General features: G+C 64.6%; 23 protein-coding genes. 9 read left to right on the top strand and 14 right to left on the bottom strand.

What is annotated here, in order from left to right; genetic code table 11:
• Window positions 1-111 precede the first annotated feature (111 nt).
• The gene (locus ACZ6YA_RS24630; protein ID WP_465900189.1) at window positions 112-1,983 is read left to right on the top strand and encodes a TonB-dependent receptor domain-containing protein; all 1,872 of its coding nucleotides are present in this window, start codon (window positions 112-114) and stop codon (window positions 1,981-1,983) included.
• Here ACZ6YA_RS24630 and ACZ6YA_RS24625 read toward each other — a convergent pair.
• From ACZ6YA_RS24625 to nrdR, 12 genes are all read right to left on the bottom strand, one after another.
• Entirely contained in the window at window positions 1,961-2,761 is an 801-nt protein-coding gene (locus ACZ6YA_RS24625; protein WP_465900188.1) for a cobalamin-binding protein, read from the bottom strand. The two genes, ACZ6YA_RS24630 and ACZ6YA_RS24625, sit on opposite strands and share 23 nt — an antisense overlap.
• A complete protein-coding gene (locus ACZ6YA_RS24620) occupies window positions 2,761-3,180 on the bottom strand; it encodes an MFS transporter (RefSeq protein ID WP_465900186.1) in 420 nt (139 codons plus the stop codon). The genes ACZ6YA_RS24625 and ACZ6YA_RS24620 overlap by 1 nt, the downstream gene beginning before the upstream one ends.
• Window positions 3,177-3,794 carry a GTP cyclohydrolase II gene (ribA, locus tag ACZ6YA_RS24615; RefSeq protein WP_401082140.1) on the bottom strand — a complete coding sequence of 206 codons (618 nt, stop codon included), beginning with the start codon at window positions 3,792-3,794 and terminating at the stop codon, window positions 3,177-3,179. Before ribA ends, ACZ6YA_RS24620 begins: the two co-directional genes overlap by 4 nt.
• 242 nt (window positions 3,795-4,036) lie before the next feature.
• On the bottom strand, window positions 4,037-4,780 hold the full coding sequence (locus ACZ6YA_RS24610; RefSeq protein WP_465900185.1) for a substrate-binding periplasmic protein: 744 nt from the start codon (window positions 4,778-4,780) through the stop codon (window positions 4,037-4,039).
• 16 nt (window positions 4,781-4,796) lie between these two features.
• On the bottom strand, window positions 4,797-5,300 hold the full coding sequence (locus tag ACZ6YA_RS24605) for a phosphatidylglycerophosphatase A family protein (protein ID WP_313714135.1): 504 nt from the start codon (window positions 5,298-5,300) through the stop codon (window positions 4,797-4,799).
• On the bottom strand, window positions 5,297-6,256 hold the full coding sequence (gene thiL, locus ACZ6YA_RS24600) for a thiamine-phosphate kinase (protein WP_465900183.1): 960 nt from the start codon (window positions 6,254-6,256) through the stop codon (window positions 5,297-5,299). Before thiL ends, ACZ6YA_RS24605 begins: the two co-directional genes overlap by 4 nt.
• Window positions 6,257-6,274: 18 nt before the next feature.
• Entirely contained in the window at window positions 6,275-6,775 is a 501-nt protein-coding gene (gene nusB / locus ACZ6YA_RS24595; protein WP_400798789.1) for a transcription antitermination factor NusB, read from the bottom strand.
• On the bottom strand, window positions 6,772-7,248 hold the full coding sequence (gene ribH / locus ACZ6YA_RS24590; protein WP_317660021.1) for a 6,7-dimethyl-8-ribityllumazine synthase: 477 nt from the start codon (window positions 7,246-7,248) through the stop codon (window positions 6,772-6,774). The genes nusB and ribH overlap by 4 nt, the downstream gene beginning before the upstream one ends.
• 92 nt (window positions 7,249-7,340) lie before the next feature.
• Window positions 7,341-8,432: a bifunctional 3,4-dihydroxy-2-butanone-4-phosphate synthase/GTP cyclohydrolase II gene (gene ribBA / locus ACZ6YA_RS24585; RefSeq protein WP_465900181.1), complete on the bottom strand. Its 1,092-nt coding sequence runs from the start codon at window positions 8,430-8,432 to the stop codon at window positions 7,341-7,343.
• A gap of 18 nt (window positions 8,433-8,450) precedes the next feature.
• Window positions 8,451-9,116 carry a riboflavin synthase gene (locus tag ACZ6YA_RS24580; RefSeq protein WP_403135708.1) on the bottom strand — a complete coding sequence of 222 codons (666 nt, stop codon included), beginning with the start codon at window positions 9,114-9,116 and terminating at the stop codon, window positions 8,451-8,453.
• Window positions 9,117-9,158: 42 nt separating this feature from the next.
• Window positions 9,159-10,289 carry a bifunctional diaminohydroxyphosphoribosylaminopyrimidine deaminase/5-amino-6-(5-phosphoribosylamino)uracil reductase RibD gene (gene ribD / locus ACZ6YA_RS24575; RefSeq protein WP_465900179.1) on the bottom strand — a complete coding sequence of 377 codons (1,131 nt, stop codon included), beginning with the start codon at window positions 10,287-10,289 and terminating at the stop codon, window positions 9,159-9,161.
• A 2-nt stretch (window positions 10,290-10,291) separates the two neighbouring features.
• A complete protein-coding gene (gene nrdR / locus ACZ6YA_RS24570) occupies window positions 10,292-10,756 on the bottom strand; it encodes a transcriptional regulator NrdR (RefSeq protein WP_016393425.1) in 465 nt (154 codons plus the stop codon).
• Window positions 10,757-10,861: 105 nt separating this feature from the next.
• On the opposite strand from nrdR, the gene ACZ6YA_RS24565 reads away from it, so the two are divergent.
• The 3 genes from ACZ6YA_RS24565 to trxA are packed head-to-tail and all read left to right on the top strand — an operon-like array spanning window position 10,862 to window position 12,890.
• Complete coding sequence (locus tag ACZ6YA_RS24565; protein ID WP_465900177.1) at window positions 10,862-11,314, top strand: YbaY family lipoprotein; 453 nt, start codon at window positions 10,862-10,864, stop codon at window positions 11,312-11,314.
• The gene (locus tag ACZ6YA_RS24560) at window positions 11,315-11,974 is read left to right on the top strand and encodes a class I SAM-dependent methyltransferase (protein WP_465900176.1); all 660 of its coding nucleotides are present in this window, start codon (window positions 11,315-11,317) and stop codon (window positions 11,972-11,974) included.
• 31 nt (window positions 11,975-12,005) lie between these two features.
• On the top strand, window positions 12,006-12,890 hold the full coding sequence (gene trxA / locus ACZ6YA_RS24555) for a thioredoxin (RefSeq protein WP_465900174.1): 885 nt from the start codon (window positions 12,006-12,008) through the stop codon (window positions 12,888-12,890).
• A gap of 130 nt (window positions 12,891-13,020) precedes the next feature.
• On the opposite strand, the gene ACZ6YA_RS24550 is transcribed toward trxA, so the two are convergent.
• A complete protein-coding gene (locus ACZ6YA_RS24550) occupies window positions 13,021-13,365 on the bottom strand; it encodes a hypothetical protein (RefSeq protein ID WP_465900173.1) in 345 nt (114 codons plus the stop codon).
• A 133-nt stretch (window positions 13,366-13,498) separates the two neighbouring features.
• On the opposite strand from ACZ6YA_RS24550, the gene ACZ6YA_RS24545 reads away from it, so the two are divergent.
• The 5 genes from ACZ6YA_RS24545 (at window position 13,499) to ACZ6YA_RS24525 (ending at window position 17,365) form a co-directional block, all read left to right on the top strand.
• A complete protein-coding gene (locus tag ACZ6YA_RS24545) occupies window positions 13,499-14,071 on the top strand; it encodes a DUF2796 domain-containing protein (protein WP_465900171.1) in 573 nt (190 codons plus the stop codon).
• Window positions 14,072-14,782, top strand: a complete 711-nt coding sequence (locus ACZ6YA_RS24540; protein ID WP_465900169.1) for an ATP-binding cassette domain-containing protein — start codon at window positions 14,072-14,074, stop codon at window positions 14,780-14,782. It begins immediately after the preceding gene.
• Entirely contained in the window at window positions 14,782-16,047 is a 1,266-nt protein-coding gene (locus ACZ6YA_RS24535) for an ABC transporter permease (RefSeq protein WP_465900167.1), read from the top strand. Before ACZ6YA_RS24540 ends, ACZ6YA_RS24535 begins: the two co-directional genes overlap by 1 nt.
• 9 nt (window positions 16,048-16,056) lie before the next feature.
• Window positions 16,057-16,572 carry a DUF3299 domain-containing protein gene (locus ACZ6YA_RS24530; RefSeq protein WP_465900165.1) on the top strand — a complete coding sequence of 172 codons (516 nt, stop codon included), beginning with the start codon at window positions 16,057-16,059 and terminating at the stop codon, window positions 16,570-16,572.
• Window positions 16,573-16,681: 109 nt separating this feature from the next.
• Complete coding sequence (locus ACZ6YA_RS24525) at window positions 16,682-17,365, top strand: OmpW/AlkL family protein (protein ID WP_465900164.1); 684 nt, start codon at window positions 16,682-16,684, stop codon at window positions 17,363-17,365.
• Here the strand turns inward: ACZ6YA_RS24525 and ACZ6YA_RS24520 are convergent.
• Window positions 17,353-18,555 carry an MFS transporter gene (locus ACZ6YA_RS24520; RefSeq protein WP_465900162.1) on the bottom strand — a complete coding sequence of 401 codons (1,203 nt, stop codon included), beginning with the start codon at window positions 18,553-18,555 and terminating at the stop codon, window positions 17,353-17,355. The two genes, ACZ6YA_RS24525 and ACZ6YA_RS24520, sit on opposite strands and share 13 nt — an antisense overlap.
• Window positions 18,556-18,568: the final 13 nt, after the last annotated feature.

Here is an 18,568-nt window from a genome sequence, read left to right as displayed (position 1 = left end):
CTTGGACGAGGCGAAAACCGCGTCCAAGCCTCAAATGTGTAAACCATGTCCCCGGTTTACTATGTAAACGATGTCTCCGGTCGTACACCCGCGAATGCCATGGAACTGCCCATGAAGAAATTCGCTTGTACCGCCCTGCTCTGCGCCCCCGCATGCCTCCTGGCCGCCGAGCGCGACGACGCCCTGAAACTCCCCGACGTCCTGATCAGCGCCAACCGCCAGGTCGAATCACGCACCGCCACCAGCGCGGCCAACACTGTCTTTACCCGTCACGACATCGACCGCTTGCAACCCACCAGCGTCACCGACCTGCTCACCCGCGTACCCGGCGTGCAAGTCGCGCCCACCGGTGGCCGTGGCAGCCTGCCGGGCATCTTCATTCGCGGCACCAAGGCCGCACAAAGCCTGGTGCTGGTCGATGGCGTGCGGATTGCCAACGCCACCTCCGGCGACAGCGGCCTGCAGTTTCTCGATGTCGACCAGATCGAACGCGTCGAAGTGCTGCGCGGCTCGCGCTCGGCGGTCTACGGCAGCGATGCCATCGGCGGCGTGATCCAGATCTTCACCCGCCGCAGCAGCGGCCCCGGCCTGCAGCCGCGCCTGCGCCTGGCCGCTGGCAGCAACCAGACCTGGCAACGCAGCCTGGGCCTGTCCGGTGGGGATGGCGCCACGCGCTTCAACCTCGGCGCCAGCCTGGACGAGACGGCGGGTATCGATTCCACCGGGCCGTCTTTCGCCAGTGACGGCGATCACGACGCCTACCGCAACAAGTCATTCAACCTGAGCCTGAACCACACCTTCGGCGAGCGCTTCGAAGCAGGCCTGAACCTGCTCGATAGCCGTGGCCGCAGCGAGTACGACAACCCGTTCGGCGGCTTCGACCCGGTCACGCTCGAAAGTTTTGGGCAAAAACCCTACACCGACTTCAGCGTCAGCAGCCTGGGTAGCTACTTCGATGCCCAGTTGAATGACCTGTGGCACTCACGCCTGGAACTCGGCCATAGCGAAAACCGCGACGACAAGCGCGACAAGCTCAGCGATGAACGTTTCGTGTTCAACACCTACCGCGACCAGGTCACCTGGCAGAACGACCTGGCCCTGACCGATCAGCACAGCCTGCTGGTCGGTGGCGACTGGTATGAAGACCGTGTGCACGGCAGCACCGACTTCACCGAGGACAGCCGTTGGAACCGCGCCGCGTTCATTCAGCATCGCTTCAGCAGCGAGCGCTTCTCCACCGAGCTGGGTGTGCGTCGCGACCAGAACCAACAGTTCGGCGGCCAGACCACCTGGAGTGGCAGCCTGAGCGTACCGCTGAATGCGCATAACGACGTACTGTTGTCCTACAGCGAAGGCTTCCGCGCCCCGACGTTCAACGACCTGTACTACCCGCAATTCAGCAACCCGGACCTCGACCCGGAGCATTCCAGGAGCTACGAGCTGCAGTGGCGCAGCCAGCTGAGTGGCGACAGCCGCCTGGAAACCTCGCTGTACCGCACCGACTTGCGCGACGCGATCATCTTCGGCCAAGGCTCGATCCCGCGTAACGTCGCCTCGGCGCGCATCAACGGCTTCGAAATGACCCTGGTTCAGCAGTGGGGCGAATGGCGCAGCCAGCTCGGCCTGGCCTTGATCGACCCGCGTGATCGCGACAGCGGCCACACCCTCGCCCGTCGCGCGCGGCGTACCCTGAGCCTGGACCTGGACCGTCAGTTCGAGCGCTTCAGCGTAGGCGGCAGTTGGCAAGCCGTGAGTGCCAGCTATGACGATGAGGCCAACCGCAATCGCCTGGGCGGTTACGGCCTGCTGGGCCTGCGCGGCAGCTGGGCGGCGACCGATGAGGTGAAGCTGGAATTGAAGCTGGATAACCTGTTGGACAAAGGCTACAGCCGCGCGCTGTACAGCTACCAAGGGGCCAGCTACGGCTACCGCGAAGAAGGCCGCACAGCCCTGTTCAGCGTTACCTGGACACCGGCGCTTTAGCCGCAAGCAGCGCGCACAGGCGGGCGGTGGCTTCGATCATCTGCCCGCTGGGCCGCTCCAGGCCTTTGTCGGGCACTACCAACAACCGCGCATTGAGCCGAGGCCAGGCCTTCCAGCTCGCCAACTGCGCCGTATCACCCGCCAGAATCACCTGTGGATCGCGCAGCAGTACCGATTCGACATTCACCTGCGGCGCTGGCTGGCTCAGATCGGCAAAGATGTTGCGCGCCCCGCACACGACCAAGGCATCGCTGACCACCTGACGCCCACCCAGGGTATACAACGGCCGATCCCATACCTGATAGAACACCCGCAGCGGCTGCTCACGCCGGTACTGCTGGCGCAACTGCTGCAATCGCGCGCGCAGAGCCTGGACATGGTCCCGCCCTTGTTCAGCCCGGCCGACCCGGACGGCAAGGGCCTCGATCTGTTCGAGCAACTGGTCAAGGTTGTGCGGTTCGGCACTGTAGGTTGCGATGCCCAGGCGTTTGAGCTGATCAAGCTGAGCCGAAGCCACACCCCCAGGCCAGAACAGCAGCAGGTCCGGTTTGAGGCTGAGCAGGCGCTCCATGTCCAGTTGACCCTGGCGCCCTACCGAAGGCAGGTCACGCAGCGCCGCCGGCCGCTCGCCGCCGTCGAGAACGCCTACCAGCAGGTCATCGGCCTGCAGTTCAAGCATGATCTCGCTCATCGAGGGCGCGAGGCTGACCACACGCAAATGCCCACCAGCCTGGGCAGTGCAGGCCAGCAGTGCCAGCAGGCAGAGCAGGACGCGCATCAGCCCAGCTGACGCGGAATGCGGTAGAGGTAAAGAATCACCGCCGTGGACAACGCCAGGAGGATCTGCGGCACCGCCTCAAGCCCCACCAGCACCGACAACGCGGCGACCCACGCAGGGATGCAAGCGAACAGCATGGCCATGCGCCGCACCCGCGCCAGCTCGATCCAGGCGGCAGGCTCTTCAGCCGTACCCAAGACCTTGGAGGTGGCGATCAAGGCACGCTTGTAGGCACCGAAGCGTGGCAGGCTGAGGAACATGGTCGCCGCGCCGGCGATGAACAGCGGCATGGCCAATACCGGGATCAGCGCATCGCCACCGCCAAAGGCCCAGGCCATCACCGGCAGCGGCACCAGGCCAACCGCCAGATATTGCCACCAGGCCAGCGCCAGGCGCCGCTTCACCTCGCCACGGGTCACGCCTGGGGCACCTCGCCCTGGTGCTCGTTACCCAGCATGTGGCCGAGCTTGTCGGCCTTGGTCGCCAGGTAGTACCGGTTGTGCGGGTTGTGCCCGGTGTGCAGCGGCACGCGCGCGGCGACCTTGATGTTCATGTCGGTCAAGGCCTTGACCTTGCGCGGGTTGTTGGTCATCAGGCGCAGCGACTTCACGCCCAGGTGCTCGAGCATCGGCAGGCAGATGGCATAGTCACGCTGGTCGGCGGCAAAGCCCAGGCGCTCGTTGGCTTCTACGGTGTCGGCGCCGCCGTCCTGCAGCTCGTAGGCGCGAATCTTGTTCAACAGGCCAATACCACGGCCTTCCTGGCGCAAGTACAGCAGCACGCCCCGGCCTTCGCGGGCGATGGCCTGCAGGGCGGCTTCCAGCTGCGAACCGCAGTCGCAACGCTGGCTGAACAGGGCATCGCCGGTCAGGCACTCGGAGTGCAGGCGCCCCAGCACCGGCTCGCCGTCGGCGATATCACCCAGGCTGAGCACCACGTGCTCACGGCCAGTGGCTTCTTCGAGGAAACCATGCATGGTGAAAGTCGCAAAGGGGGTCGGGAGTTTAGAGGCGGCAACAAAGACGACGGGCACGTTGTGCTCCTGGATAAGTAGGAAATTTCTCGTGAAGCGATTGTATCAGCAGGTCGGCGCTGGCGCGCCGGTTGAATACCGCAGGGTAAGATCGAAAAGTTCGATGCTTAGTCTCCTTGAATCAGCATGCTATCCCTGTGGGAGCGGGCTTGTCCCGCGAAGCAGGCACTGCGGTGGATGGCACCGGCTTTGCCGGTGTTCGCGGGGCAAGCCCGCTCCCACAGTGTTCTACGTCAGTTTGGCTATTGCGGCTGGCTGTTGCTGGCGAATGGATACGGCTGCTTCCAACGCTCGAAAATCGGTCGCAGCTCGCCGCTGCGTACCAATTCTGCCATGCGCTTGTCGTACAGCTCGCGCAGGGCCTTGGCCTGGTCATTGCGGGCGAAGGCCAGATATAACGGCAGCTCCGCCACATGGGTGCGACGGAAGCGCTCGGGCTGCGAGCTTTGGCTGAGCACGTAATCGACTTCGGTCTGCGCATCGATATAAAAATCCACGCGATCATGCTCGAGCATCGGCAGAATGCCCTCGCGCCGCTGAATTTCACGGAAGTTCGTCACATTAGGAAGGTAGCTGCCGTAGTCGTAGCCGCGCACCCAGGCCAAACGGTACTGACCCACGGTGTCCAGGGTCGGCACAGGCTTGCCAACAAGACCCAGGGCATAGATATGGTCCATATCGAAGTGCCAGCGCGGGTAGAGGTTATCGTCGTTCTCGTCCTTGTACGACCCTACCCAGGCATCGGCCTCGCCACGCTTGACCAACCCGACCGCACGGCTATAGGGCGCGCTCTGGGTGACGACCTTGACCCCAGCGGGCTCGAACACCTTGCGCAAGACGTCCCAGGCCACCCCGCTGCCGTCGGCATTGGTGTAGTCCAGCCATTCTTCGCTGACCAGGTGGACCTGCTTCGGCACGCCCTCGGCCGTCGCTACCCAAGGAGCAAAACTCAGCAAAACCGCCAGCAGCACAGTCCTTATGGCCATCGAAGCGCTCCCTGTTTCAGCCAACCGCCCACACCAGAACCTGCATGCCCAGCCAGGCGAACACGCCTGCCAGGATATCGTCGAGCATGATGCCGACGCCGCCGTGCACATGGCGATCGATCCAGCGAATCGGCCAAGGCTTGAGAATGTCGAAGAAGCGGAACATCAGGAAACCTGCAAGGATCCACTGCCACCCTTCCGGCACCAGCCACAGGGTGATCCACATGCCGACCATCTCGTCCCAGACAATGCCTTCATGATCGTGGACGCGCAAGTCATTGGCCACCTTGCCGCACAGCCAGAAGCCGAACAGCATGGTCACGCCCAGCAACAGCCAGTAACCCCAGTCGGGGAGCATCTGCCACAGCGGGATGAACGGGATGGCCACCATCGAGCCCCAGGTGCCGGGGGCCTTGGGCAAGGTGCCGGAACCGAAGCCAAAGGCGATGAAGTGCCACGGGTTGCGCCAGACCGAGGGCGGAACGAACTCCGCAGGCACCTGGTTGGGGTGGTCGGTCACGGTGTCTCCCTAAAGTGTTGATAGCCCCGCTGTACGGGGGTGATGTCCTGGCCCTGCGGATCTAGCAGGGTTACGCCCTGCCCTTCACGGACTCGGCCGATGACGTGCACGCCAACGTCGGCCAGGGTTGAAAGCGCTTGCTGCGGTAAAGTGAAGGCCAGCACGTAGTCGTCGCCGCCGATGAGCGCCGCCTGTACCGCCGCTTCACGGCCGAGAAAGGCTTCTAATGCAGGAGACACTGGCACCTGCGCCAGGTTCACCTCAAGCGCGACCGCCGACGCCTTGGCGATATGCCCGCAGTCGGCAAGCAGGCCGTCGGAGATGTCCAACGCCGCCGTGGCCAGGCCGCGCAGGCGCAGGCCGAGGTCGAGTTGGGGCTGCGGCGACCAGTAGTGCGCCAGCAGCGGCTCGGCCTGCTCGGCCGGTGCTTCGCGCTCACCCAGCACCAGTGGCAACGCCCCGGCGGCCTTGCCCAGCACGCCGCCGACACACAGCAGGTCGCCCGGCCGCGCACCGCTGCGGCGCAACGCCTGGCCAGCCGGGACACGGCCGAACACGGTAACGGTGATGCTCAGGGGACCGCGAGTGGTGTCGCCGCCAATCAGGCTCATGCGGCAACGCTGGGCCATGCGGCTGAGGCCGTCGGCAAAGGCCGCAAGCCAGTCCGGGCCAACGTTGGGCAGGGTAAGTGCGAGGGTAAAGCCGATGGCGTGGGCACCCATCGCCGCCAGGTCGCTGGCCGCCACGGCCAGCGCGCGCTGGCCAAGCAGCTGCGGGTCGCAGACCGCCGGGAAGTGCACCCCGGCGACCAGGGTGTCGGTCGACACCGCCAGTTGCTCGCCGGGGGGAAGGTCGAGCAGCGCACAGTCATCGCCGATGCCCAGGGCCACGCCCTCGCCACCCTGCGCACAAGGCGCGGCGGCGAAGTAATGGTTGATCAGCTCGAACTCACCCATGGCTCGACAGCGCCAGGATCAGCGCTTGTTCGCCTTGACTTCTGCTTCGCGCAGCGAAGGCGCCAGCTTGTCCAGCACGCCGTTGACGAACTTGTGGCCGTCAGTGGCGCCGTAGACCTTGGCCAGTTCCACGCCTTCGTTGATTACCACGCGGTACGGCACGTCGACGCGCTTGATCAATTCCCAGGTGGACAGGCGCAGCACGGCCAGTTCGACCGGATCGAGCTCTTCCATGGCAATGGTCATGCACGGCTTCAGCGCGTTGTCGATTTCGCCCTTGATCGCCGGAACCCCATGCAGGATCTCGCGGAAATAGGCACCGTCGACATCGGTGAAATCGTTATCGACCCGGAACTGCGCTTCGATCTCGTTCAGCGAATGCTGAGCCATGTGCCATTGGTACAGGGCCTGGGTCGCGAGCTTGCGGGCCTCGCGGCGCTTGGCGCTTTTCGATGGCTTGCCGGCATCCGCAGGTTTTGGATCGCGCGGGTTGAAACGATCGCTTTCGTCGCTAATCACTTGGCCTCCAACTGCGCCAGCAGGCTGACCATTTCCAGAGCGGACAGGGCAGCTTCAGCACCTTTGTTACCGGCCTTGGTGCCGGAACGCTCGATGGCTTGCTCGATGGAGTCGACGGTCAGGACACCGAAGGCCACCGGCACGCCGAACTCCATGGACACCTGGGCCAGGCCCTTGGTGCATTCGCCCGCCACGTATTCAAAGTGCGGGGTACCGCCACGGATCACGGCGCCCAGGGCGATGATCGCGTCGTATTCACCCTGCTGGGCGACTTTCTGTGCCACCAGCGGGATTTCGAACGCGCCCGGGGCACGGATGATGGTGATCTCGCTTTCGCTGACGCCGTGGCGTACCAGGGCATCAACGGCGCCGCTTACCAGGCTTTCGACGACGAAGCTGTTGAAGCGGCCAACCACCAAAGCATAGCGACCTTTGGGGGCGATGAAGGTACCTTCGATGGTCTTCAGGGTCATTCCGATATTCTCATGTTCAAGAGCGAGGCCGCATACAAGCGGCCTCGGCAGGGGTCTGGACTCGAGCTGCAGGGCGTCAATGCCGCCTCAAGTCACTCGGAGGGCACGTATTCTACAACTTCCAGATCGAATCCGGATATCGCATTGAACTTCATCGGCGAACTCATCAGGCGCATCTTGCGCACACCGAGGTCACGCAGGATCTGCGAACCTGCACCGACAGTGCTGTAGGTAGTCGGGGCTTTGGTCGGTGCATCACCCGCGCTTTCGCGGATGTGCGCCAACAGCACGTCGCCGTCCAGCGGGTGGCCCAGCAGCAGTACCACGCCGCTGCCGGCCTCGGCCACGGCGGCCATGGCCGCGCGCAGGCTCCAGCGGCCCGGCTGCTTGACCATCAGCAGATCACGCAGCGGGTCCATGTTGTGCACGCGCACCAGGGTTGGCTCTTCGGCGCAGATCTTGCCCAGGGTCAGGGCCATGTGCACGTCGCCTTCCACCGCGTCGCGGTAGGTGACCAGGTTGAACTCACCCAGCTCGCTTTCGATCGGCTGCTCGGAGACGCGCTGCACCGTGCGCTCGTGGATCATGCGGTAGTGGATCAGGTCGGCAATGGTGCCGATCTTCAGGCCGTGCTCGGCGGCGAACACTTCCAGCTCGGCGCGGCGCGACATGGTGCCGTCGTCGTTCATCACTTCGCAGATCACGCCGCTCGGCTCGAAGCCGGCCATGCGCGCCAGGTCGCAGGCGGCTTCGGTGTGGCCGGCACGGGCCAGGGTACCGCCGGGCTGGGCCATCAGCGGGAAGATGTGGCCAGGGCTGACGATGTCTTCGGCCTTGGCATCCTTGGCGGCGGCAGCCTGCACAGTACGCGCGCGGTCAGCGGCGGAAATGCCGGTGGTGACGCCTTCGGCGGCTTCGATCGACACGGTGAACTTGGTGCCGAAGCCCGAGCCGTTGCGTGGCGCCATCAGCGGCAACTTGAGCGTTTCGCAGCGCTCGCGGGTCATCGGCATGCAGATCAGGCCGCGGGCGTGCTTGGCCATGAAGTTGATGTGCTCTGGCAGGCAGCACTCGGCGGCCATGATGATGTCGCCTTCGTTCTCGCGGTCTTCGTCATCCATGAGGATGACCATTTTGCCCTGGCGGATGTCTTCGACCAGTTCTTCGATGCTGTTGAGCGCCACGCGGCACCCCCTTCTCAATCAGGATTTCAAGAAGCCGTTGGCGGCCAGGAAGCTTTCGGTGATGCCACTGCCCTTGCTCGGTTCGGCCGCCTTGTCGCCCAGCAGCAGACGCTCCAGGTAACGGGCCAGCAGGTCGACCTCAAGGTTGATCCGACGCCCTGCGCGGTAGTCGGCCATGATGGTTTCGGACAGGGTGTGCGGGACGATGGTCAGCTCGAACTCGGCGCCATCGACCTCATTGACCGTCAGGCTGGTGCCGTCGACGGTGATCGAACCCTTGTGGGCGATGTACTTGGCCAGTTCCTTGGGTGCGCGCACGCGGAACTGGATGGCGCGGGCGCTATCGCTGCGCGAAATGATTTCGCCGACGCCGTCGACGTGACCGCTGACCAGGTGACCGCCCAGACGGGTGGTCGGGGTCAGGGCTTTCTCCAGGTTGACCTTGCTGCCGCTCTTGAGGTCGATGAAGGCGGTGCGCTTGAGGGTCTCGACGCTGACGTCGGCCCAGAAACCATCGCCTGGCAGCTCGACCGCCGTGAGGCACACGCCGTTGACGGCAATGCTGTCGCCGAGCTTGACGTCACCCAGGTCGAGCTTGCCGGTCTCGACGTAGACGCGCACGTCACCGCCCTTGGGGGTCAGGCTGCGAATGGTGCCGATGGATTCGATGATGCCGGTGAACATGGGGTCTTCCTCAAAAACGGGTTGCGCGGGGCAAGCCCGGCATTATACGCCGGGCGCCGGCAGTGGGATGGCCGTGACCCGCCAGTCATCGCCCACTGCGCGCATTTCGGTGATTTTCAGCCGCGGCGCTTCGCTCATCCTGCTCAGCGGCCAGTCCAGCAGCGGCCGGGCCTGGGAGCCGAGGAAGGTGCCGGCGACGAACAACTGGTACTCATCGACCAGGCCTTGCTGGGCGAAGGCACCGACCAGGCCCGCGCCGGCTTCCAGCAGGATCTCGTTGACGCCACGGGCGGCCAGGGCCTGCAGCAAGGCCGGCAGATCGACCTGGCCGTCGCTGCCGGGCAGGCTCAGCAGTTCGTGGCCGGCCTCGGCATAACGCGGATCATCGGCCAGGGCGGTCACCACCAGGGCCGGGCCGGCCAGGAAGAATGGGGCATCCAGCGGCAAACGCAGGCGGCCGTCGATCAGCACACGCAGCGGTATGCGGCTCATCGCCAAGGCGGTGGTTTCTTCATCCAGGCCGAGCTCGCCAGCGCGCACGGTCATCCGCGCGTTGTCGGCCAGCACACTGGCGGCGCTGGTCAACACCACGCTGGCACGGGCCCGCAGGCGCTGCACGGCGCAACGGGCGGCGGGGCCGGTGATCCACTGGCTTTCGCCACTGGCCATGGCGGTACGGCCGTCCAGGCTCATGGCCAGCTTGGCGCGAACGAACGGCAGGCCATGTTCCATGCGCTTGAGGAACCCGGGGTTGAGGGCACGGGCCTCGGCTTCGAGCACACCGCTGGCGACTTCGATGCCTGCATCGGCCAGGCGCTGCAGTCCTTTTCCGGCGACCTGCGGGTTGGGGTCCTGCATGGCGGCGACCACGCGCGCCACGCCCGCCTGCACCAGCGCTTCGGCACAGGGTGGGGTGCGGCCATGGTGGCTGCACGGCTCAAGCGTCACATAAGCACAGGCGCCGCGGGCACGCTCACCGGCCTGGCGCAGGGCATGCACCTCGGCATGCGGCTCGCCGGCGCGCACATGCCAGCCCTCACCGACCACCTCGTCATCGCGGACGATCACGCAACCCACACGCGGGTTGGGGTGGGTGGTGTAGACGCCCTTGCGCGCAAGTTCCAGGGCACGGGCCATGTAATGGGCGTCGAGGATCGCGGTCTGGCTCGGCATGCTCACTCTTTAGCCGGCTCGCGGGCCAGGCGGTCGATTTCTTCGCGGAATTCGTCGAGGTCCTGGAAGCGCCGGTACACCGAAGCGAAACGGATGTAGGCGACTTCGTCGAGCTTGCGCAGCTCGGCCATCACCAGCTCACCGACCACCAGCGACTTGACCTCACGCTCACCAGTGGCGCGCAGGCGGCTCTTGATATGCGCCAGCGCCGCTTCCAGGCGTTCGACGCTGACCGGGCGCTTTTCCAGCGCACGCTGCATGCCGGCACGCAGTTTGTCTTCGTCGAAAGGCTGGCGGGTGCCGTCCTGCTTGATCAGCCGGGGCAATACCAGTTCGGCGGTTTCAAAGGTGGTGAAGCGCTCGCCACAGGCGACGCATTCGCGACGACGGCGCACTTGCTCGCCCTCGGCGACCAGGCGCGAGTCGATGACCTTGGTGTCGTTGGCACCGCAAAAGGGACAGTGCATGGTGGCAGGCAACAAAAAAAGGGAGGGCCATGGTAGCGCATCCCACTGGCAAGACAAGCCAAAGGGGTTAACATCCATGGAATTCTGTCCGTGAAGGATTACCCCATGCATCTTCGAGCGCTCGCCGTGCTGTGCTGCGCCGCCCTGCTCACCGCCTGCGGCAGTGACCGGCCCAAATCTGAACCAGCCCCCGCGCCCGCACCCGCCAAGGTGGCGAAAAAGGCCCAACCGCTCGGCCCCTTGCCGGCCTACCAGCGCGAGCTGAGCGGCACGCTGATGGCAATTCCTGCTGGCGCCGACGTGGAGCTGGCGCTGCTGATCATCGACGAGCGCGGCCGCCCGCAACAGCTGCTGGCTAGCAGCACGCTGACCGGTACCGGCCAGGCGCTGCCCTATCAGTTGCGGTTCAATCCCGAAGCCTTTCCGGCTGGCGCCCGTGTGGAATTGCGCGGCCGTGCCAGCAATTCGGGGCAATTGATCATGCACCTGCCACCGGTGCGTATCACCCAGGCCCAAACCCAGGCCACCGGCCCGCTGCAATTCGAAAAGGCGCCGTAAGTGGCGCCGCTTGCCCTGCAACAGGCACTCAGTGGCCTGATCGGTGAGGCGCGCCTGGTGGTCAGCGAGTTGCCGGAGTGCCCGCTCAAGCTTTGGTTGATCGACGACCAGAACATGGACCGCGCATTCAGCAGCGAAGAAACCCGGCGCATTCTTGAAGAGCCGCCGTATTGGAGCTTTTGCTGGGCCAGCGGCCTGGCCATGGCTCGCTACCTGGCAGCGCACCCCGAGTGGGTGGCGGGCAAGCGAGTGCTCGACTTTGGCGCAGGCTCCGGTATCGCCGGGATTGCCGCGGCGCGTGCCGGGGCATTGGAAGTGGTGGCCTGCGACCTTGATCCGCTGGCCCTTCAGGCCTGCCAGGCCAATGCCCGGTTGAATGGCGTGGAGCTCGGCTACAGCCGTGATTTTTTCAATGAGGCGAACCGTTTCGATCTGATCCTGGTCGCCGATGTGCTCTATGACCGCGCCAACCTGCCGCTGCTCGACGCGTTCCTTGACCGGGGTCGCCAGGCACTGGTGGCCGACTCGCGGGTGCGTGATTTCAATCATCCGCTGTATCGGCCGTTAGGTGTGCTTGAAGCGCTGACCCTACCCGACCTTGCCGAGCCGCACGAATTCCGCCGGGTCAGCCTGTACCACGCCAGCCGTGAGCCTTTATAGTGGTGCCATTCACCGATTTGCGAGAGTTACGATGAGTCAAGCTTCTAGTACAGAGCAGCCCTACATCTTCGACGCCACCGACGCCAACTTCCAGCAGCTGGTGATCGAGAACTCCTTCCACAAGCCGGTCCTGGTGGATTTCTGGGCCGAATGGTGCGCGCCGTGCAAGGCGCTGATGCCACTGCTGGCAAAAATCGCCGAGGGTTATCAGGGCGAGTTGCTGCTGGCCAAGATCAACTGCGACGTGGAACAGCAGGTCGTCGCCCAGTTCGGCATTCGCAGCCTGCCGACCGTGGTGCTGTTCAAAGATGGCCAGCCGGTCGACGGTTTTGCCGGTGCGCAGCCAGAGTCGGCGATCCGCGCCCTGCTCGAACCGCACGTGCAGATGCCGCCGCCGCCCTCCGCCTCGCCGCTGGAGCAGGCCAAGGGCCTGTTCGCCGAGAGCCGTTTCGCCGAGGCCGAAGCCTTGTTGCAGGCGCTGCTGGGTGAAGACAACAGCAATGCCGAAGCGCTGATCCTGTATGCCCGCTGCCTGGCCGAGCGCAATGAACTGGGTGAAGCCCAAACGGTGCTGGACGCGGTCAAGACCGACGAGCACAAGGCGGCGTTGGCCGGCGCCAAGGCCCAGCTGACCTTCCTGCGCCAGGCCGCCAGCCTGCCGGAAGTCGCCGAGTTGAAGACCCGTCTGGCGCAGAACCCACAGGATGATGAAGCAGCTTACCAGCTGAGCATCCAGCAACTGGCGCGCCAGCAGTATGAAGCGGCGCTGGACGGGTTGTTGAAGCTGTTCCAGCGTAACCGTGGCTATGAGAACGGGTTGCCGCAGAAGGCGATGTTGCAGGTGTTTGAGTTGCTTGGGAATGATCATCCGTTGGTGGGTGTTTACCGCCGTCGGCTATCCTCAGCCATGTTCTGACCCCTTGCGAGGGCTTCGCCCTCGTTCGCGGGCAAGCCCGCTCCCACAGGGGCTGCGCCGCTCTTAAAAACAGCGCAAAACCTGTGGGAGCGGGCTTGCCCGCGAAGAGGCCGGGTGAATCACCGCACAATCATCCCACCCAGTTATACACCGGCGCATCCGCGCCACTCTCCACCTTCACTTCACTGCTGTGCCGCAGCCGCACCAGCAGCCGCTTACCCGCTGCAGTACTGCCCGTCAGCCCTTCCAGCCGATCAAGCAACTCCGGCCCGCTCATCTGCCCCGCCTGGCGTAACACCTCACGCGCCGCCGACCATTGCCCGTCATCCTGGCGCGGCACCACTGCCGCAGCCGTTACCGCCGCGTCGGCAACCACCGGCACTTCGATCTGCCGACCCAACTGCGCCCACTCCGCCGGCTCCAGCTCGATGGTCAGATCCACTGGCCAATCACCAATCTGTCCACGAATTCTCACGATGATTTCCTTGATCGCAGGTCAATAGGGCCATGCTACAGCAACATGAAACCTGCGCCACGCAGGCTGGCGGCGCCGACAAAAGTTGTTATAACATTACCAAATCATTCTCAGCCCGCTCCTGGAGTCGTCCATGCGTCGTCTGCTGCTCGCCCTGCCCTTCGCCCTGCTGCCCCTGGCCGTGGCCCATGCCCACGACGATCATGACCATGACCACGCCCACGGCACGCTCGGCGCTCACGAGCACGGCGTGGCCAAACTCAATGTGGTGCTCGACGGCAATACCCTGGAGCTTGAGCTGGACAGCCCGGCAATGAACCTGGTCGGTTTCGAGCACAGCGCCAGCAGCGACGCCGACAAGGCCAAGGTCGCCGCCGTGCGCCAGCAACTCGAACAGCCGCTGAAGTTGTTCGGCCTGGCAGCGGCAGCCGGTTGCAAGGAAGACGCCCAGGAGCTGGAGAGCCCGCTGTTCGGTGATGTGGCAAACGATGACGACGGCGATGAACACGAGCACGGCCACCCGCACAGCGACATCCATGCCCACTATCAGCTGAACTGCCCCGCACCGGAAAAACTCACCCAGCTCGACCTTGCTCCGCTGTACAAGACCTTCCCCGCCACACAGAAGATCACTGTGCAGCTGATCGGCCCGAATGGCCAGCAAGGCCTGGAAACCTCGCCTGCCAAGGCCGTGGTCGGGTTCTGAATGAGCCAGCCGCTGATCGACTTGCAGGACCTGGTATTCGCCTGGCCTGGCCAGGCGCCACTGCTGGAGATCCCGACCTTGCGCCTGGAGGCTGGCGAGGCGTTGTTTCTCAAAGGCCCCAGTGGCAGTGGCAAGACCACCCTGCTGGGCTTGCTGGGCGGCGTGAACCTGCCAGGCCAGGGCCGCATTCAGTTGCTTGGCCAAGACCTCGCAGCGCTGGGCCAGGGCGCCCGTGACCGTTTCAGGGTTGACCACACCGGCTATATCTTCCAGCAGTTCAACCTGCTGCCGTTTCTCTCGGTGCGGGAAAATGTCGAGCTGCCCTGCCGCTTTTCGCGCAGCCGTGCCGAGCGTGCGCGACAGCGCCATGGCAGTGTCGACCAAGCCGCCTCCGAGTTGCTCGCCCACCTGGGCCTGAACGACCCGATGCTGCTCGCTCGCCCTGCCGGCAGCCTGTCGATCGGCCAGCAACAGCGCGTCGCCGCCGCCCGCGCCTTGATCGGCCAGCCGGAGCTGGTGATCGCCGACGAACCGACCTCGGCGCTGGATGCCGACACCCGCGAAGCATTCATCCGCCTGCTGTTCGACGAGTGCCGGGCGGCCGGTTCCAGCCTGCTGTTCGTCAGCCATGACCAGAGCCTGGCAGCACTGTTCGACCGTCATTTGTCCCTGGCCGAGCTGAACCGCGCGGCCAAGCCCCGGGAGGCCTGATGTACCTGCTTCGCCTTGCCCTGGCCAGCCTGGCCAATCGCCGTTTCACCGCCTTCCTCACCGCCTTCGCCATCGCGTTGTCGGTGTGCTTGCTGTTGGCCGTCGAGCGCGTGCGCACCGAAGCCCGCGCCAGCTTCGCCAGTACCATCAGCGGCACCGACCTGATCGTCGGCGCCCGCTCGGGGTCGGTGAACTTGCTGCTGTATTCGGTATTCCGCATCGGCAACGCCACCAACAATATTCGTTGGGACAGCTACCAGCACTACGCCCAGGACCCACGGGTGAAGTGGGCGATCCCCATTTCGCTTGGCGATTCGCACCGTGGCTATCGGGTGATGGGCACCACTGGCGACTATTTCAGCCATTACCAATACGGGCGCAGGCAACACCTGGCGTTGAGCCAAGGCCGTGAGTTTGCCGATGATCCCTTCGAAGTGGTGCTCGGCGCCGAAGTGGCCGACGCCTTGCACTACAAGCTGGGCGACAAGCTGGTGTTGGCCCATGGTGTGGCGGCGATCAGCCTGGTCAAGCACGACGACAAGCCGTTCACCGTGGTCGGTGTGCTGAAACGCACCGGCACGCCGGTCGACCGCACCTTGCACATCAGCCTGGCGGGCATGGAGGCCATCCATGTCGACTGGCACAACGGCGTGCCGGCCCGTGGCGCCGGGCGCATCAGTGCCGAGCAGGCACGCAGCATGGACCTGCAGCCAGCGGCGATTACCGCGTTCATGCTTGGCCTGAACAACAAGATCGCTACCTTCAGCCTGCAGCGCGAGATCAACGAATACCGCAACGAGCCGCTACTGGCGATCCTGCCCGGGGTTGCACTGCAGGAACTCTGGAGCTTGATGGGCACCGCCGAACAGGCACTGTTCGTGGTCTCGCTGTTCGTCGTGCTGACCGGCCTGATCGGCATGCTCACGGCGATTCTCACCAGCCTCAACGAACGCCGCCGGGAAATGGCGATCCTGCGCTCGGTGGGCGCGCGCCCCTGGCACATTGCAGGCTTGCTGGTGCTGGAAGCCTTGGCGCTGGCGTCTGCGGGGATCGTCGCCGGCCTCGGCCTTCTGTACGCTGGCATCGCCCTGGCCCAAGGTTACGTGCAGGCCAACTATGGCCTGTACCTGCCGCTGGCCTGGCCCAGCGCGCACGAGTGGACGTTGCTGGCTATCATCCTCGGCGCGGCACTGCTGATGGGCAGCGTGCCAGCCTGGCGCGCTTACCGGCAGTCGCTGGCCGATGGCTTGTCGATCCACCTTTGAGAGAACGCCATGCTCCGCGCGCTGTTTTTATACCTGCTGATGTTCGCCGCCCCAACCTGGGCGGCGGAGCCTCACGAGCTCGACTGGCCTGCACTGATCCCGGAAGGCGCACCCGTCATACCGCCTCAGCTTGCGCCGCTGCACGACATGTCGCAGCTAAGCAACGCGCTGTCCGCCGAATCGGCCCCCCCGGCGCGCCAGCAGGCGCCCGATGCGCCGGTGGTGAAAAGCCTGGACGGCCAGCTGATCAAATTGCCGGGCTATATCGTGCCACTGGAAGTCAGCGAAGAAGGCCGCACCACCGAGTTTCTCCTGGTGCCCTACTACGGCGCGTGCATCCATGTACCGCCACCGCCCTCCAACCAGATCGTGCATATTTTCAGCGAGATGGGCGTACGCGTCGAAGACCTCTACCAGCCTTACTGGATCGAGGGAAAGATGCAGGTTAGAGCCTCCAGCAGCGAGCTGGCCGACGCTGGTTACCAGATGGAAGCCGAGAAAATATACGCTTATGAGCTGAAGTGAGAACTGTTTCGAATTCGTGAACACAGTTCTTTGAGCTGGGTCAAACAATCGGTTTAGACCGCTCCGTACCATTGGACCACTCGATTAATAACGTCCTTTGGGAGCTTCCATGAACAAGTCCTTGCTCGGTGCCTCGCTTGTGGCCCTTGCGCTCGCCGCCCCTGCCGCCCACGCCTATCAGGCGGGGGACATGATCCTGCGCGCAGGCGCCATCACCACCGCCCCGAACGAAAGCAGCGGCGATCTGAAGTTCGACGGCAACAAGGTGTCGGGCACCAAGGCGACCCTGGACAGCGATACCCAATTGGGCCTGACCTTCGCCTACATGCTCACCGACCACATCGGCGTCGAGCTGCTGGCTGCCACGCCGTTCCAGCACACCGTCGGCGTCAAGGGTTTGGGCGGCGGCCTGGATGGCAAGCTGGCCGACATCAAGCAATTGCCACCGACCCTGTCGCTGCAGTACTACCCGATGGCGCCGAATTCGCGCTTCCAGCCCTACGCTGGCATCGGCATCAACTACACCCTGTTCTTCGACGAAGACCTGAGCAGCGAGCGCAAGCAGCAGGGCTTCAGCAACCTCAAGCTGCAGGACTCGGTAGGTATCGCCGGCCAGCTGGGCATGGACTACATGCTCACCGACAACCTGCTGGTCAACGCCTCGGTCTGGTACGTCGACATCGACACCAAGGCCAGCGTCGACGGCCCGAGCGCACTGGGCTACAGCAAGACCAAGGTCAATGTGGAAGTCGACCCGTGGGTCTACATGGTCGGCCTTGGCTACAAGTTCTGATCAGTCCATTGAAGGGCGGCCAAGGCCGCCCTTTCTGTTTGCAGCCACAGCCAGTAACCCAGCGCTACCGCGCTGATCGCCATGCCCAGCGCGCACACCGCGTGCCAGCCCCAGCGGGCGTACACCCAACTCGCCACTACCGCGCCCAGGCCACTGCCAATCGAATAGCAGCACATGTAGGCGCCGATCAATCGGCTGGCCATCGCTGCGCGACCGGCTAACAGCAGGCTCTGGTTGGTGACGTGCACCGCCTGCACGGCAAAATCCAGCATCAGCACGCCGAGCGTGAACGCGATCAACGATTGCCCGACGAAGGCCGTGGGCAGCCAGGACAGCGTCAACAGCGCCAACGCCAGGCCGGTGGTGCGCTCGCCCAACCCTTGATCGGCCCACCGGCCGGCGCGCGCAGCGGCCAAGGTGCCGGCGATGCCTGCCAGGCCGAACAGCCCGATCTCGGTATGGCTCAGCGCCAGAGGAGCGCTGCCCAAGGGCAGGACCATGCTGCTCCACAGCACGCTGAACGCTGCGAAGATCAGCAGGCCGAACAACCCCCGCCGGCGCAGCAGGCGGTCTTCCCGATACAGCCTGAACAGTGAACCGATCAGTGCCACATAACCCGAGCGATGCGCTGGGCGGCGACCCGTTGGCAAGCAACAGCACAGCATCAGCGCCATCAGCAGCAGCGACCCCGCTGCCATGAAGTAGACGCTGCGCCAGCCGGCCACATCAGCGAGCGCACCCGACACCAGGCGTGCCAGCAGAATGCCCAGCACCACACCGCTGGTCACCGTGCCTACGGCCTGGCCCTGCTCGGCGGGTGAGGCAAGGGTCGCGGCATGCGCCACCATTACCTGTACCATCACCGCCATCAGCCCGACCAGCGCGAGAGCAGCCAGCAATACCGCCCAGTCCTGCGCCAGGCCGACTGCGACCAGTGCCAACGCCCCGACCAGCAGTTGGCCGAGCATCAGGAACTTGCGGTCGAACAAGTCGCCCATTGGGACGATCAGAATCAGCCCCAGGGCATAGCCCACCTGGGTGGCGCCGACTACCCAGCCGATACGCGCTTGCGGGACGCCCAGGTCAGTCGCGATCGACTCGAGTAATGGTTGGGCGAAATACACCGTGGCCACGGCCATGGCGCAGGCGGCAGCGAGCAACAAGGTTGTCCAGCGTGTCAGCGAATTCATCGGGTCAGCTCCT

The sequence above is a fragment of the Pseudomonas sp. NPDC090752 genome (assembly GCF_055584805.1).
This window is presented reverse-complemented; position numbering and strand designations above follow the sequence as displayed.

What these genes read in the sequence shown, in the direction of transcription:
- ACZ6YA_RS24630 (WP_465900189.1), top strand. Translation starts at nt 112, where the DNA reads ATGAAGAAATTCGCTTGTACCGCCCTGCTCTGCGCCCCCGCATGCCTC.
- ACZ6YA_RS24625 (WP_465900188.1), bottom strand. Translation starts at nt 2,761, where the DNA reads ATGCGCGTCCTGCTCTGCCTGCTGGCACTGCTGGCCTGCACTGCCCAG.
- ACZ6YA_RS24610 (WP_465900185.1), bottom strand. Translation starts at nt 4,780, where the DNA reads ATGGCCATAAGGACTGTGCTGCTGGCGGTTTTGCTGAGTTTTGCTCCT.
- thiL (WP_465900183.1), bottom strand. Translation starts at nt 6,256, where the DNA reads ATGGGTGAGTTCGAGCTGATCAACCATTACTTCGCCGCCGCGCCTTGT.
- ribH (WP_317660021.1), bottom strand. Translation starts at nt 7,248, where the DNA reads ATGACCCTGAAGACCATCGAAGGTACCTTCATCGCCCCCAAAGGTCGC.
- ACZ6YA_RS24580 (WP_403135708.1), bottom strand. Translation starts at nt 9,116, where the DNA reads ATGTTCACCGGCATCATCGAATCCATCGGCACCATTCGCAGCCTGACC.
- ribD (WP_465900179.1), bottom strand. Translation starts at nt 10,289, where the DNA reads ATGCCGAGCCAGACCGCGATCCTCGACGCCCATTACATGGCCCGTGCC.
- nrdR (WP_016393425.1), bottom strand. Translation starts at nt 10,756, where the DNA reads ATGCACTGTCCCTTTTGCGGTGCCAACGACACCAAGGTCATCGACTCG.
- ACZ6YA_RS24565 (WP_465900177.1), top strand. Translation starts at nt 10,862, where the DNA reads ATGCATCTTCGAGCGCTCGCCGTGCTGTGCTGCGCCGCCCTGCTCACC.
- trxA (WP_465900174.1), top strand. Translation starts at nt 12,006, where the DNA reads ATGAGTCAAGCTTCTAGTACAGAGCAGCCCTACATCTTCGACGCCACC.
- ACZ6YA_RS24545 (WP_465900171.1), top strand. Translation starts at nt 13,499, where the DNA reads ATGCGTCGTCTGCTGCTCGCCCTGCCCTTCGCCCTGCTGCCCCTGGCC.
- ACZ6YA_RS24540 (WP_465900169.1), top strand. Translation starts at nt 14,072, where the DNA reads ATGAGCCAGCCGCTGATCGACTTGCAGGACCTGGTATTCGCCTGGCCT.
- ACZ6YA_RS24535 (WP_465900167.1), top strand. Translation starts at nt 14,782, where the DNA reads ATGTACCTGCTTCGCCTTGCCCTGGCCAGCCTGGCCAATCGCCGTTTC.
- ACZ6YA_RS24530 (WP_465900165.1), top strand. Translation starts at nt 16,057, where the DNA reads ATGCTCCGCGCGCTGTTTTTATACCTGCTGATGTTCGCCGCCCCAACC.
- ACZ6YA_RS24525 (WP_465900164.1), top strand. Translation starts at nt 16,682, where the DNA reads ATGAACAAGTCCTTGCTCGGTGCCTCGCTTGTGGCCCTTGCGCTCGCC.
- ACZ6YA_RS24520 (WP_465900162.1), bottom strand. Translation starts at nt 18,555, where the DNA reads ATGAATTCGCTGACACGCTGGACAACCTTGTTGCTCGCTGCCGCCTGC.